This is a genomic window from Streptomyces polygonati (assembly GCF_042650325.1).
Classification (GTDB): Bacteria; Actinomycetota; Actinomycetes; order Streptomycetales; family Streptomycetaceae; genus Actinacidiphila; species Actinacidiphila polygonati.
The window spans coordinates 13,487-26,259 of record NZ_JBHSBB010000021.1 but is presented as its reverse complement, the minus strand read 5'-3'; the positions used below and the strand labels follow the sequence as shown (position 1 = coordinate 26,259).

The 12,773-nt window shown below is 69.0% G+C and carries 13 protein-coding genes and 1 pseudogene; 5 read left to right on the top strand and 9 right to left on the bottom strand.

Going from position 1 to position 12,773, the window contains the following annotated elements:
• Positions 1–17: 17 nt before the first annotated feature.
• The 6 genes from ACFO3J_RS27275 to ACFO3J_RS27250 all read right to left on the bottom strand — a co-directional run bounded on the left by ACFO3J_RS27275 (position 18) and on the right by ACFO3J_RS27250 (position 5,727).
• Positions 18–473 carry a DUF6238 family protein gene (locus tag ACFO3J_RS27275; RefSeq protein ID WP_386434597.1) on the bottom strand — a complete coding sequence of 152 codons (456 nt, stop codon included), beginning with the start codon at positions 471–473 and terminating at the stop codon, positions 18–20.
• Between the two features lie 37 nt (positions 474–510).
• Positions 511–1,986: an SCO6880 family protein gene (locus tag ACFO3J_RS27270; RefSeq protein WP_386434594.1), complete on the bottom strand. Its 1,476-nt coding sequence runs from the start codon at positions 1,984–1,986 to the stop codon at positions 511–513.
• Positions 1,987–2,097: 111 nt separating this feature from the next.
• Positions 2,098–3,447: an SCO6881 family protein gene (locus tag ACFO3J_RS27265; protein ID WP_386434591.1), complete on the bottom strand. Its 1,350-nt coding sequence runs from the start codon at positions 3,445–3,447 to the stop codon at positions 2,098–2,100.
• A 29-nt stretch (positions 3,448–3,476) separates the two neighbouring features.
• Positions 3,477–4,166: a hypothetical protein gene (locus tag ACFO3J_RS27260; protein ID WP_386434589.1), complete on the bottom strand. Its 690-nt coding sequence runs from the start codon at positions 4,164–4,166 to the stop codon at positions 3,477–3,479.
• Positions 4,166–4,474 carry a DUF6112 family protein gene (locus ACFO3J_RS27255; RefSeq protein ID WP_386434586.1) on the bottom strand — a complete coding sequence of 103 codons (309 nt, stop codon included), beginning with the start codon at positions 4,472–4,474 and terminating at the stop codon, positions 4,166–4,168. The genes ACFO3J_RS27260 and ACFO3J_RS27255 overlap by 1 nt, the downstream gene beginning before the upstream one ends.
• 107 nt (positions 4,475–4,581) lie before the next feature.
• A complete protein-coding gene (locus tag ACFO3J_RS27250) occupies positions 4,582–5,727 on the bottom strand; it encodes a C40 family peptidase (protein ID WP_386434583.1) in 1,146 nt (381 codons plus the stop codon).
• Between the two features lie 578 nt (positions 5,728–6,305).
• Here ACFO3J_RS27250 and ACFO3J_RS27245 point away from each other — a divergent pair.
• The 5 genes from ACFO3J_RS27245 (at position 6,306) to ACFO3J_RS27225 (ending at position 10,715) form a co-directional block, all read left to right on the top strand.
• Complete coding sequence (locus tag ACFO3J_RS27245) at positions 6,306–7,052, top strand: DNA-methyltransferase (protein ID WP_386434580.1); 747 nt, start codon at positions 6,306–6,308, stop codon at positions 7,050–7,052.
• A 746-nt stretch (positions 7,053–7,798) separates the two neighbouring features.
• Positions 7,799–8,074: a hypothetical protein gene (locus ACFO3J_RS27240; protein WP_386434577.1), complete on the top strand. Its 276-nt coding sequence runs from the start codon at positions 7,799–7,801 to the stop codon at positions 8,072–8,074.
• A 118-nt stretch (positions 8,075–8,192) separates the two neighbouring features.
• Entirely contained in the window at positions 8,193–9,260 is a 1,068-nt protein-coding gene (locus ACFO3J_RS27235) for a hypothetical protein (protein WP_386434574.1), read from the top strand.
• A 2-nt stretch (positions 9,261–9,262) separates the two neighbouring features.
• A complete protein-coding gene (locus ACFO3J_RS27230; RefSeq protein ID WP_386434572.1) occupies positions 9,263–9,682 on the top strand; it encodes a hypothetical protein in 420 nt (139 codons plus the stop codon).
• 235 nt (positions 9,683–9,917) lie between these two features.
• Positions 9,918–10,715: an SAM-dependent methyltransferase gene (locus ACFO3J_RS27225; protein ID WP_386434685.1), complete on the top strand. Its 798-nt coding sequence runs from the start codon at positions 9,918–9,920 to the stop codon at positions 10,713–10,715.
• 27 nt (positions 10,716–10,742) lie between these two features.
• Here ACFO3J_RS27225 and ACFO3J_RS27220 read toward each other — a convergent pair whose 3' ends face one another.
• The 3 genes and pseudogenes from ACFO3J_RS27220 to ACFO3J_RS27210 all read right to left on the bottom strand — a co-directional run.
• Positions 10,743–11,660, bottom strand: coding sequence for a helix-turn-helix domain-containing protein (locus ACFO3J_RS27220; RefSeq protein WP_386434569.1), 918 nt, complete (start codon positions 11,658–11,660; stop codon positions 10,743–10,745).
• 84 nt (positions 11,661–11,744) lie between these two features.
• Positions 11,745–11,975: a DUF397 domain-containing protein gene (locus ACFO3J_RS27215; protein WP_386434566.1), complete on the bottom strand. Its 231-nt coding sequence runs from the start codon at positions 11,973–11,975 to the stop codon at positions 11,745–11,747.
• A 463-nt stretch (positions 11,976–12,438) separates the two neighbouring features.
• A pseudogene (locus ACFO3J_RS27210) lies at positions 12,439–12,746 on the bottom strand (HNH endonuclease family protein); the annotation flags it as partial.
• Between the last annotated feature and the right edge of the window lie 27 nt (positions 12,747–12,773).

Genomic DNA, 12,773 nt, shown 5'->3' with positions numbered 1-12,773 from the left:
CTGCTCTGATCGCGGGGTCAGTGGCGGACGAGGCCGGTGAACGGCCCGTGCAGATCGGCCGGGGTGCTGCGGCGGCGGACCAGCCGGGCCGCGGTCTGGTGGCGCCGGCAGATGGTCAGCTCCGGGGCGCCTTCGGGGAGCGCGGCACGGCACGCCTCACGGTCGGGAACTTCACCGGAGTCCGGCCGGGGCGCTGCGTGGAAGGCGGCGTGGACGTGGTCGGCGGCCTGCCAGATCCGGGTGCGCGCGGCGCTCAGGCAGTCGCCCTCGACGGCCGCGAGGGAGCCGGTGCGCACCGCGTGTGCGTCGAGCAGCTCGTACACGGCGACCAGGTGCTCGTGCACAGAGTCCAGCTCGGTCCGGGAGGCGACGAGCGGGCCTGCCGGGACGTTGAGGGCGCGGTGGAAGTCGATCGCGGCGGTGGCGAAGGGCACGAAGTCCTGCGCGGTCGGCGTGCTGGTGGTGCGGGACATGGCGGTGCTCTTTCAGCGGGTAGGGATGGGGCCGGCATCAGACGGCGAGGGCGAGCGGCAGGGCGGCGGCGGTGAACGCCTCGGCCTGCTGCCAGCGCAAGGCCCGAAGGTCGAGCTGGGCGCCGACGGCCGCGGTCTCCACGACCGCGCACGCGGAGCGCAGCTCGTCTTCGGAGTCGGCCGAGACGGTGAGCAGGCCGGTCAGGGCGACGTCGGCGTGCCCGGCGATGAGCTGGCGCTCGCGGGCCTTGATGTCGGCGTACTCGATTGAATCGGCCTCGGAGTCGACCTGTCCGCGCCGGGCGCGCTCGGCGGCATCCGCGATCACGGAGGCTTTCTTACGCTGGACGTCGCGCAGCGCGGCGTCCAGGCCCTTCGGCTCGTACGACAGGCTGAGGGTGCGGCGGACTCCGGCGGTGAACAGGAGCTGATGCAGAAAGCCTGCGCTGGTCTCGATACGGGGCCAGTTCTCGATCCAGTAGGTGGTGTGGAAGGCCGTGTCGGTGGCGATGTGGTCGGCCTTCTCCACCACCACGACCGGACCTGCGGCAGCCGGGTGGGCGGCGGGGCGGCCGGAGTCCGACCAGCGGTCGAGCGCGGCCAGGGCCTTGGGGTCGTAGGCGGTCCGCACCACGGCCGCGATCTCGGTGGCCGTCAGCCAGCCGGTCGGGTTGAGGCCGGCGGTGCGGGCGGCCTGATCGAAGGTGGAAATGAGCTGGGCCAGGACGGAGAACGCGCCGGTCAGGCCGCCGCCCGCCTGGCGGATCAGCCGCCGCGCTCCCTTGGCGTCCAGCGACACCGCGACGTACGCCTCGTGCGGGGCTGCCGCCGGTCCTGCGGAGGCGATCAGCTCGCTGTAGACCTGCCCGGCCATGGGGGCGTTGGGGTTGCCGTGCTCTTCCCAGTACCGGCGCAGCGCGTCGCCGGAGTCGGGGACGGTGCGCTCGACCACCTGGATGCGGGCGACCTGCCCGGTGCGGGCCAGGGCCGCCAAAGCGCGCCCCCAGCCGGCGACGTTGGCGTTCTGCGTGCCGGGGTCGAGCAGGGCGTAGGCACGGCTGGACACCTTCACAACTGCGGTGAGGGTGCCGGTGCCCGGGTGGTGGACGGCGCCGTACCGGCGGTCCGGTGCGGTGACCACCCGCAGGGAGGCGGCAGTGCCGGGCAGGTGGACGAGTCCTTCGCGGACCGGGCGGCGGGAGGGGCGGGCCAGCCAGAGGAGCTGGCCCTGGGCGCGGCGCAGGGCGTGGCGGGTGAGGATCGGTGTCCAGTCGGCAAGGCTTCGGCCCTGGGAGCGGACGAAGACCAGCAGCAGGATCGCGGCCCACACCGGGAGGAGTTCGAGGGCGCCGACGATGCCGCGGGTGAGGATGACGGCCAGGAGCAGCAGGCCGGTGGCGGTCGCGACGGTCAGTTGGGGTGCGGTCAGGCCGAGCAGGATGCCCCGGCGGCTGCGGTGCGGGAACTTCACGGTGGCCAGGGGGACCACCTCGGGGTTGCGGTTGTCAGACATTGCGGGTCCAGGAGATAGGAGAGGATGGGATGAGCCGGGCGGTGCCGCGCGGCCTGGGGGAGGGGCGGGCTGCGGGAAGGGGCCTGCAGCCCGCCCCTGGCGGGTGACCGGTCAGGAGGGCGGCTGATCGGGGTAGGACCAGCGTGTTTGTGCCGTGGAGCCGGTAGCCGACGGTTCGCCGTCCGGCGGCGCCCCCATCGTTCCCGCGTCCGAGGAGCCGGGTGCCGGGACCGCCGCCCCCGGGGTGCCGGCTGGGGAGCCTTCGGATTCAGCGGGAGCGGGCCGGGTGATCAGCGGAGGGATGCCGGGACGCTGAATGAGGGCTCGTCCCTTGTCGCCGGAGGCACTTTCGTCCTCGCCGTAGCGGAAGGTCGTCTTCGGACTCGGGGTGCCGTCGATGCCTTCCTTGCTGAGGCTGGACCCCGCGGGGTCGATGCCCGAGGCGACGCCGTCGGCGCCCGCGCCGGGTACCTGGCTGGGCCCCTGCGGCGCCGGGGCTCCGGTGCCGGCCTGCATGGCGAGGCTGCCGGCGGTCTTGGCGGCGCCTGCGGCGACGGCCATTCCGGCGATGCCGGTGCGGTGCAGGTCGTCGTGGCCGCCGCTGTCGGAGGCCCAGTGGACGAACTTGTACGTGGCGTAGGGGCAGAGCAGGACCAGGACCATCACGACCAGGCCGGCCATCGCGTCGGACAGCGCGGACAGGCCGTCGTGCGAGTCGGACTTGCCCATCGCCGAGACGCCGATCAGGAACACCACGGTCATCAGCAGTTTGCTGACCACCAGGGTGGCGGTTGCTTCGACCCAGCCCCTGCGCCAGCGTTTGGCGGCTTCCCAGCCGCCGCCGGATCCGGCGAAGACCGCGAGGGCGACCAGGATCAGCACGCCGACCTTCCGGGCCACCATGACGCCCCAGTACATGAACGCGCCGATGGCCATGCCGAGCGCAACCAGGGACGGGACGCCCCAGCCCAGACCGAACATCGGCCCCAGCTCGTTGACTTCGACCACACGGCGGATCGCGTCGTCCACCGAGGTGTTGGCGGCTTGGAAGAGGCCGTCGGACAGGGCGTCGACCACGGTGACGGCAACCGAGGTGAAGGCGACGGCGCAAAAGGAGAACAGGACACCGATCATCGTGCCGATGGCGGCCTGGGCCAGGGCGCGTTCGTCGCGCCGCCAGGCCGCGGACACCAGTTGCAGGCAGAACGTGCCGACGGTCAGGGCCAGGCCGATGGGCAGGAGCAGTTCGTAGTTGTCGCGGAACCAGGGGGCGTTGAGGTCGATGGCGGTGGTCTCGTCGACCGCGCGGGCGGCGAGGTCGGCGGCGCTGGCGGCCAGGTCTCCGGCGGACTTGGCAAGCCAGGCGCCGATGCCGTCGGTGACGGCCTGGCCGGTGCCGGAGACGACGCCGCCGATGGCGTCGCACACCTGGGACATCAGGGGAAGATCGCAGGCTCCCATAGCGGAACCTCCTTATCGGAGTGGGCTGGTCAGGGGGCGACGTTGGGCAGGACGCCGGCGAGCGAGCAGGGCCGGTCGGGGCGGCACTGGACGGCGAGGGTGATCGTGCGGGCCTCCGCGCCGCCGCGGGGTGAGCCGGTCCAGGCGATGGACTGCGCTCCGGTGACGGTCACGGCGTAGACGTACGCGGTGGTGATCGCCCCGGGGTCGGTCTGCAGGGCCTGGGTGAACGAGGCGGGGAAGTGCGCCTCGGACGCGGTGGCGGTGGCGAACTGGCCCTGGTCGCCCATCCGCTCCCACAGCACGGGCGAGGGCACCAGGGCGTCGACCGACGCGGTGTCCGCGTACTTGGTCTCCGTGGTGAGCCATCGGTGAACGGCGGCCAGCAGCTCGGGCTGAGAGGAGGCGCGGGTGTCGTAGGACCACAGCGCGACGGCCGCCGCCTTCCCGAAGGTGATCGGGTCGTGCGTGTCCGGAGGAACCGGCAAGCCGGGATTGACGCCGTGCGGCGCAGGCGCGGTCGGAGCCGTAGAGGAGTCGGGTGTCGTAGCAGGCGAACTCGCCTGCGCAGCAGACGGCTTGGCAGGGGAGCGGCCGTCGCGGGTGAGGTAAGCGGTGAGCCCTGCGAGGGCGACGAGCACCAGCAGGACGGCAGTGCCGAGCAGCGCCCGCCGGCGTATCCCGGACGTGCCGCTGGGGTTCGTGGACGTGGCGGGCATCAGTGGACCTGCGTTCCGAGCGTGGAGAAGAACGCGACGATGCCGTTGGCGCCACCGAGCAGGAGGGCCGCGCCCGCTGAGACGACCACGCCCTTCTTGCCGTTGGCCTCGGCCTGGTGGCCGCCGGAGTGGTGGCCCCAGGCCCACACTCCGGCGCTGACCGCCAGTGCCCCGACCACCGCGATGATCCCGAACAGGTTGATCGAGCCCATCACCTCCTTGAGAACGGACAGGCCCGGCAGCCCGCCCTCGTTCGGCTTGATCCCGGGGTCGTAAGCGAGCCGCACAACCTTGTCGGCGAGATACATGATAAGAACTCCAGTTCGATTCAGGGCGCGCCGAAGCCCGCGGGGGCGCGGCGGTGGCGCGGAAGGAAAGGGGAAGAAGAGAAAAGGAGGAGGGGGAGAACGCCGGGTCAGACGATGCGGCGGGCCGCGAGGATCTGCGGCCTCCAGTCGGCGAGGGTGTTGATGTCCACCACGGCGCCGGTGTGGGGGGCGTTGATGATCAGCCCGGAGCCGATGTACATCCCGACGTGCTCGGGAGCTTCGGCGCTCCCCTCGGTGAAGACGAGATCACCAGGCTGGAGGGTATTCACCGAAACCGGCTTGCCCTCCTGAACTTGCGTGTACGTCGTCCGCGAGAGCGTGACCCCGGCCGCTTTGTACGACTGCTGCATGAGGGACGAGCAGTCGCAGCGGCCCATCGGGTCCGGGCCGTGCGAGTCGGTGCAGCTCCCGCCCCACTGGTAGTCGGTGCCGAGCTGGCCCAGCGCCCAGCGGATCGCGGTCTGCACCTCCGGCGGAGCGTCCGCCGGGATCGTGTATCCGGCCGGCACCGAACCCGGCGGGATGACGCCGAAGCCGGTCCCGTCCCCGCCGGGCGAACAACCGCCGCCGATACCCGTCGGTATGGTGCCGATGGCGCCGGAGCCTGACGGGATGGGAGCCGGTGTTGAACTGCCGGTTGGTGCCAGCAGCGGTTCGATGGCCTTCTGTAGAGCGGTCGCCAGCGGTTCCCACGTCGCGTAGGCGTCGGGGAAGTCCGACTTCTGCACCGCCTGGGCAGCTTGGGCGACGGTCAGCGACTGCCACCCGGAGACCTGTTCCAGCGCCTCGAAGAACCTGGTCGAGGCGTGGACGGGGTCGAGGATCTCGGCTGCGGTGCCCCAGCCCTGCGAGGGCCGCTGCTGGAACAAGCCCAGGGAATCGCGGTCACCGTAGGTGAGGTTGCGCAGGCCGCTCTCCTGCAGCGCGGTCGCCAGCGCCACGATCTGCCCGCGGGCGGGGATGCCCATGGCCAGGCCGGTGGCCGCGATGGTCTCGGCGTTGGGCACCTGCTCGGCCGGGTCATCCAGCCCCGGCACGGTCACGGTGCCGGTGCTGCCGCCGTCCAGGATCGCCTTCACCTGCGCGGCCACCGCTGCGGTATCCACAGCCTGTGCAGCGCCGGTGGAACACGAGGCCGCCGTACTTCCCGCTGTGATGCCGAGCAGGGGAACGGCCAGCAGCAGCGGACCGGCAGCGGCGAGGCCGACGACGACTCCGGTGGTCTTCTTCATCGCCGCCACCGCCCGCCGTGGCCAACGGCCTTACTGCACAACAGGGTCGGGCCGGGGTGTGGGCGTATCAGGTCGTGCTGCATCGCAGCGGCTCCTTGCGTTGGTAGGAGGCACGGTGCCGGCCTCTCGTGCAAAGCCGCCGGCACCGCGCCGGTGTGAATCCGCCTACCGGAGGCGGGCCCGGATCAGGGGAGTTGACAGCTCCCGGACGCCGGTTTCAGGTCGTGCGCGGCAGCCGGCCGCGCTCGTAATCTCAGGCAGTACACAACAGGTCCCCTATCGGTGCGGAATGCAGGGGTGAACGTGCCTTTCCGGCTGCCCAATTGGACACGGAAACACGGATCAGCACAGGTCAACATGGGTGAAGCGGTTGCCCACCTCGGTGACTTGACGGGACAGTAGACCGGAAATCCGGACGCGCCAAATGACCCCCTTCCAGGCCGTGGAGGACACCCGGGCCCATTAGGTCCGTCCGGGATTGGTGGCTAACCTCCGGCGCAACCCCCGCTCCGGATCGCCGCCTTTCGGCATTCCCCGGAGCGGGCATTTCCCTCGCGCCCTGGAAAGAGGCCCCGCGCATGACCTACACGCTGCACCGAGGCGACGCTCTCACCGTGCTCAAGACCCTGCCCGACAGTTGCGTCCACGCCGTCATCACCGACCCGCCGTACAACAGCGGCGGACGCACCAGCTCCGACCGCACCGGCCGCACCGCCCGCGCCAAGTACGTCACCACCAACAGCGCGCACGACCTGCAGAACTTCCCCGGCGAGAACCGCGACCAGCGCTCGTACCGGAGCTGGCTGACCGAGCTGCTCACCGAGGCGTACCGGGCCGCGGTCGAGCACGCGGTCGCCGCTGTCTTCTCCGACTGGCGCCAGGAACCCACCACCAGCGACGCCCTGCAGATGGCCGGGTGGACCTGGTCGGGCACGATCCCCTGGATCAAGCCCGCCAGCCGCCCGAGGAAGGGCGGCTTCAAGCAGTCGTCGGAGTTCATCACCTGGGGGGTCAAGGGCACCCTCGACCACAGCCGGGACCTGTACCTGCCCGGGTACTTCGTCGCCTCCCAGCCCCGTAAGGACCGGGTCCACATCACCCAGAAGCCCGTGGAGATCATGCGGCAGCTCGTCCGGATCTGCCCCGAAGACGGCACTGTCCTGGATCCGTTCACCGGCAGCGGCTCCACCGGAGTCGCCGCCCTGCGCGAAGGCCGCCACTTCGTCGGCGTCGAACTGTCCGACCACTACGCCGAAGTGGCAGAGCGCCGGCTCCAGGCCGAACTGACCCAGGACGACTTCATCCTGGCCGGACCGGAGGAATGACCATGAGAACCACCAGACCAGGCCGGTGGGCCGCAGACAACGCAAGGGCGGCTGGCATATCGAGGAACTGATGCACTGGCCGCCCTTTCCGTTGGACAGCCTTTCATGTGCGTCGGATCTACCGTAAGCCGAAGAGAGAGTCGCGCTTGCACAGCCTTCGGGGAGGACCCGGTTGCCGCGATTGCGCCGTGGGAAGTCGCCCGATCCCGATCAGCTCTGTGCTGATGCAGACGCGTGTTCGGCGGCGAGAGGCCATCAGCGGCTCTGGGCTGGGCTGTCTGTGCGCCCGGTACCCCATTTTCGCATGTACCGGGTGGGACGGAGCCACGGCGGGTGTGGGGGCACAGAATTTGCACGAAGGCGGTAACCGAGCCTGGAGGGTCATCCGTTCGGATGATTTATATGCACGTCGGATGAGCGGATCGATCGGGGGATCGAAAGCGCGTCGCGGGCGGAAAGTCCATATGTTGATTGGAAGTGGTGTTTTATGACTGATTAGAATCATGGAGTGAGCGGGTGAGCAACGTGGTCGATCGTCAGGTGACCGCGTGTGTAACTAATGGGTGCAGGTTGTTAGGGCCGCAGAGGGTCGGTGGAATTTCACGGCACTTTGCACGGTGTCCGGCAGTCGCCGACGGGACGGGGAGCGGGTTAGGTTGCGGAGAGCGCTCGCACAGCGAGGGCTCCGAGCGGTTAGCGGCCTGTCTCGGAGCCCTCAGGGCGTGCGTCCATCACACCGTTGACCTTTGGAGTACACGTTGGATGAACACGTGCGCCGAGATGCGGACGAACCGCCGTCGGCGCTGCCGGACTTAATCATCCCGTCCCTGGAGCGGATGCAAACCCGAGGGCCGACAGTTTTCGCCTTCTCGGTGTCCTGGAGTTGCGTGCTGCTGGTGCTCACCGTGTGCCAGGCGGCATTCGGCGGGGAGCTGGTCATGGGGGTGCTCCCTGGTTTCTGCGCCGCGCTTTCGGATGTAGAGCCCCCGACGGTCTTCTGGCTGCGCGGGCGGATCGAGTAGGCAGCCTTCGGCAGTTGCCGGCCGGTTCCCGGCCGGCAACTGGTCAGCGTGCGGTCGGGCAGGCGACAGGACGTCTTTCAGGTGCCCGCGCACAACGTGGATCCAGGTGGAGGACGTCATGGGTGTACTGACGGCCTGGTGCGCGAATCCGGTGTGCGGGCGGAGCTTCGCCCAACGGTCGGGCCCGGGGCGGCGCAAGGACTACTGTTCGCCAGCGTGCCGACGGCAGGCGCAGCGGGCACGGGACGCCTCGCAGTCGGCGGTGTCGCTTCCGGGGGCGCAGACCGGTGGCGAGGTTGCCGAGCGGATTGCCGAGGCGAGTGCCGCCCTGCTGGAGGCTGAGCGCGCGGGGGCGGCCCTGGCGGAACTGATGAGCCGCTTCAACGATGTCGCAGAGCAGATGGAGGGCTACCTCCCGTCCGCGGTCCACCGGGCTCGTAGGGATGGTGCTGGCTGGGATGACGTGGCGCTGGCGGCGGGGGTCACTGTCGCGGCTGCCCGCGGCCGGTGGAATGCTGCACGCGTCATCCGCCGTGTGCCGACGCCTGCGACGCGTTCGCCGGGCACCTCACCTTCGGCCGCGTTGGCAGCCGGGGGATCTGGGGCCGGTGCGTCAGGCGATCTGCGTGCCCGGCGTCAGCTCGTCGAGGCGCTGGCGTTCCTCCAGCGGTCCCGCGCGGTTTCGGCGTCGGCGATTGAGCAGGCGACCGGACTGAGCGCCCGGGAAGTGCAGGCGGTGCTGTCGGGCGCGCAGTTGCCGACGTGGCCGGAGTTGGGACTGGTCGCCGGTGCCCTGGGGGCGGTGCCTGCGGACCTGCGGCAGTTGTGGGTGTGGGGGGGCGGCCACACCGCTGTGCCGCGGACACCGGACGGGGCGGCTGAAGCGTTCCGGCAAGCGGTGCGCGGTCTGCACCTGGCGGCCGGCTGCCCGTCCGCGGCAGCACTGATCGAAAGGGCCGACGGGGATATCACCATCCCCACTGCTGCCGGAATTCTGCGGGGCGAGATCCCATCGCGCTGGGAGCCTGCGGCGGCGGTGGTGGCTGCGCTGGGAGGGGATGCCTCGCGAGTGCGGCCCTTGTGGCGTGCCGCTGGCCGGCCTGGAACCCGCGCTGCCCCGAAAGGTCCGCTCGCCACCGGACCTGAACAGGACCCGCTTGCTTACCGCCCTGACGGGAGGAGTTAGCCATGATCCCGTACTGGCCGACCACTGGGCTCACCACAGTCAGGATGCCCTTGTCCTTCACTGCCTTCTGCGCGCACAGGCAGAGCCTGTATTTGCGATATATCTCCGTCCGGGTGGGAGGTGCGGTCCATGCCCGCCCCTTGGTCCAGGCGGCCTTGGGCGACCTCGCGATGTCCTGGCCCCAGGCTCTCCGCAGTCCGTCGCCCGCCGCAGCGTCGTGGCGGCTTCTGACGGCTCGGGCCGCCGGAGCCGCCGGCCATGTACCCCGCGCCCCCTACGACATTCTGGGCGAGCAGCACGCGGACGTCCTCGTGCTCCGCTACCGGTTGGGCTTGCCCGCACACGTCGCGGCCGAATTGATGGGTATTGATGAGCCGGTCCTCGCCGGCCGGCTGCAGGCGGCGCTCCGGGCGTTTCGGTGAATGTGCGCCCCCCCGCCTACAGTCCGGCATATGCCAGCAGGGGGGCTTGCTCAGTCGGCGGGTTGTGCGCGCGGGCAAGATTGTTCCACCCGGATGGGGGTGATTCACTCCCACTGAGCCCAGTTTCTCGGCCAACGGACTGGCCCGTGACTGCCGTTTGCTCGTAACATCATCTCGCGCGAGGGGCGGACTCTCCCATCGGGAGCGCCGACGGAACGGCTGCGGGGAGCAACCCATTTCTTCCGGATCGATCAATGTCAATCAGCCCAGTGTCGCACGGATGTACGACTACTTGCTCGGGGGGACCGACAACTTCCGTGCGGACCGGGAGGCGTGCGACGAACTCCTCACGATGGCACCCAATACCCGGGAGCTGGCGCTTATCAATCGCGCGTTCCTGAAGAGGGTCGTTCGATTCCTTGCCAATGCCGGAATACGGCAGTTCGTCGATCACGGATCCGGACTGCCGACGCAGGACAACGTGCACCAAGTTGCCCAGCGGGTAGACCCCGCATCGCGCGTCGTCTACATAGACAATGACCCCCTGGTCTTCGCGCAGGGCCGGCTGATGCTCGAAACCAACAACAACACCGCGGTGATCGCCGCGGACATGCGCAACCCCGACGATGTCCTGGGCCGGCCGGAAGTCGGACGGCTGATTGACCTGAGGCACCCCGTAGCGGTGCTCTTCGTCTCGGTCCTGCACTGCATCCCGGACAGAGACGATCCCTGGGGCCTGGTCGCCCGCTTCGCAGACGAGTTACCCTCCGGCAGCTACCTCGTTGTCTGCCAGCTGGCCAGCGACGACGCGGCCGTCCGGGACGAGGTCACAGATTTCATGCACGAGACCACGGGGGGCGCCTGGGGGCGGGTGCGCTCGATGGAGGAAGTACGCCGGTACTTCAGCTCCCCGCGGATGCGCGTCGTGGACGAGCTGTGCGAAGTGTCCCGCTGGCGTCCCGACGGCGAAGTCACTCCCCGCATGAGAAGCCTTGAGTGGGTGGAGTTCGGCGGCGTGGCCGAGATCACCTGAATAGATCCAGACGCCGGAAGAGCTGGCTCAGCGGTCCTCCAGATCATTGATCGCCTCCACCAGCATGCGCATGCTCGACTCCCTGTCCGCCGCCGCGCTGGCCAGGTCAAGCAGCGCCCGCCGGTATTCCTCGATCTCCTGGGGTGCGCTCAGATACCGGCCGCCGGTCGGATGCTGCTCCAGATAGATAAGTTCCTGCGTATCGCCTTGGGCGAATTTCAGGTAGGTCAGCGCCGGGGCGGGTGACATCCCGGATATCGCAGCCGTGAAGGGAATGACGCGGATGCTCACCTGATCGGAGTTCTCTTCCAGGCTGTACAGGTTCCGCAACTGTCCCCGGAAGACAGGTATGGTGCCGACGGGGCGGCGCAGAATCCCCTCGTCCAGAAGCGCGAAATACCGCGGTGGATCAGCCTGGTTGAGGATCTGTTGACGCTGCAGGCGCACCTCCACTTTGCGCTGGATCTGCCGGGCTGACTCGGCCGGCTTGGCAAACGCCATGCTCACAACGGCCCGCGCATAGTCCGGAGTCTGCAGCAGTCCTGGAATGTACTGGCAGTGGTAGGTACGAATCTCTGTCGACGTCGCCTCGGTGGCGACCAGCCGCTGCATCCACCCCGGCAAGACATCGTTGAACTGGTGCCACCACTCCTTCTTCTCAGCCTGCACCAGCAACTGCCGTATGGCTTCAAGGTCCGCCGGACGCTGGACGCCGTAGAAGTCCAGAAGACGCATGACGTTCTGTTCCTTGGGCGGGTGCTTGCCCCGCTCCAGCCGGCTCAGCGTGGCCACCGAGATACCAACCAGCGGAGCGACGTCCGCCAGCTTCAAGCCCTGCTGCTCTCGGAGCCGCCGCAGGTGCGAGCCGATCACCCGACCTGCGGCAGCCGGTCCTACCTGCATCTCCGCGCCCGTCTGCACAAGCCTCAATGTCGGACTCGTCACCCCGACTCCTCACCATCGGCTGGCATATGACAGCCCATAGCCTGTCGCCGAGCCCGGCCCAAGGCAAGCTCTGGTGAGTGCTTTTCAGACAGTCATGTTGTCGAAGTCCCCGTCGCGGGCTCCGGCCACGAAAGCACGGAACTCCGAACGCGTGTACACCAGCGCAGGACCCCCGGTGTGGCGGGAATTGCGCAGTGCCACATCGCCGTTTGCAAGCTGGGCCACTTCAACGCAATCGCCTTGCGGAGCACTGGCCCCGCTCTTCACCCACTCCACGCCCATGATCGAATCTGCCGCCACGCCGTTGTCGTACATCGCGATATCCTCCCGCGTTGAGCCCTTCCGACCAGCGAAGACGACTGCTCGCACACCGCATTTGCGACCTACACGCAAGCCGCGCCGACCGGCTACCGCCAACCTCCGTTCCATCCGTGAAATTGCACAAGCAGATGGAACCTCCTTGATGGTAGCCCGCAGCAACAGACCCAAACCATCACCCAAAAGACGGCGTTTGCACGCGGTATATGCTCGGATTCATCCGAACGCGGATGCCTGGCCAAGACTCCACCCGACTGCAACAAGACGCCCGAACCAGGCCGGGCGGCGCCACGGGCACCCGCTGTACCGATGGGACAGCCGGACTTACACGATGGTGCGTACAACCAGCGACGTGATCAGTCCCGCTGAACGCCCGACGCTTGGCGCGCCCTGAAATACCCGGGAGCAGCGTTACGGCGCAGGACAGGACACGGCAGCCGGACCTCCGCTCTCCTGGCCGCTACCGGGCTGTGGTCACCGTGATGACTGCGGCGGGGCAGCGGGCGAGGGCGGCCTGCTCGGTGGCGTCGGTGTCCAGGCCTCACCGGGTCTTGTCGGCGATCTACTTGATGACGTAGGTGCAGCGGTAGCCGGTGGACGGCAGCAGCCACGTCGCCGGATCCTGCTCGCCCTTGGACCGGGTTTCGCCTTCGCCGAGACCGCGATCAGCGCCCTCGCGTCCCCCAAGTCGTTCGCGTACGCCTCGCGCTCCTTGACCGTCCAGGTCGAAGCAGTGCTGTCCCACGCCTCCTCGAGCGGAACCATGTGTTATCCGTACCCTCTAGTGCGTTCTTT

Coding starts and splice junctions, on each gene's coding strand:
- ACFO3J_RS27235 (WP_386434574.1), top strand. CDS start 8,193: ATGGGTGTACTGACGGCCTGGTGCGCGAATCCGGTGTGCGGGCGGAGC.
- ACFO3J_RS27215 (WP_386434566.1), bottom strand. CDS start 11,975: ATGTACGACAACGGCGTGGCGGCAGATTCGATCATGGGCGTGGAGTGG.
- ACFO3J_RS27275 (WP_386434597.1), bottom strand. CDS start 473: ATGTCCCGCACCACCAGCACGCCGACCGCGCAGGACTTCGTGCCCTTC.
- ACFO3J_RS27245 (WP_386434580.1), top strand. CDS start 6,306: ATGACCTACACGCTGCACCGAGGCGACGCTCTCACCGTGCTCAAGACC.
- ACFO3J_RS27255 (WP_386434586.1), bottom strand. CDS start 4,474: ATGTATCTCGCCGACAAGGTTGTGCGGCTCGCTTACGACCCCGGGATC.
- ACFO3J_RS27270 (WP_386434594.1), bottom strand. CDS start 1,986: ATGTCTGACAACCGCAACCCCGAGGTGGTCCCCCTGGCCACCGTGAAG.
- ACFO3J_RS27265 (WP_386434591.1), bottom strand. CDS start 3,447: ATGGGAGCCTGCGATCTTCCCCTGATGTCCCAGGTGTGCGACGCCATC.
- ACFO3J_RS27230 (WP_386434572.1), top strand. CDS start 9,263: ATGATCCCGTACTGGCCGACCACTGGGCTCACCACAGTCAGGATGCCC.
- ACFO3J_RS27260 (WP_386434589.1), bottom strand. CDS start 4,166: ATGCCCGCCACGTCCACGAACCCCAGCGGCACGTCCGGGATACGCCGG.
- ACFO3J_RS27250 (WP_386434583.1), bottom strand. CDS start 5,727: ATGAAGAAGACCACCGGAGTCGTCGTCGGCCTCGCCGCTGCCGGTCCG.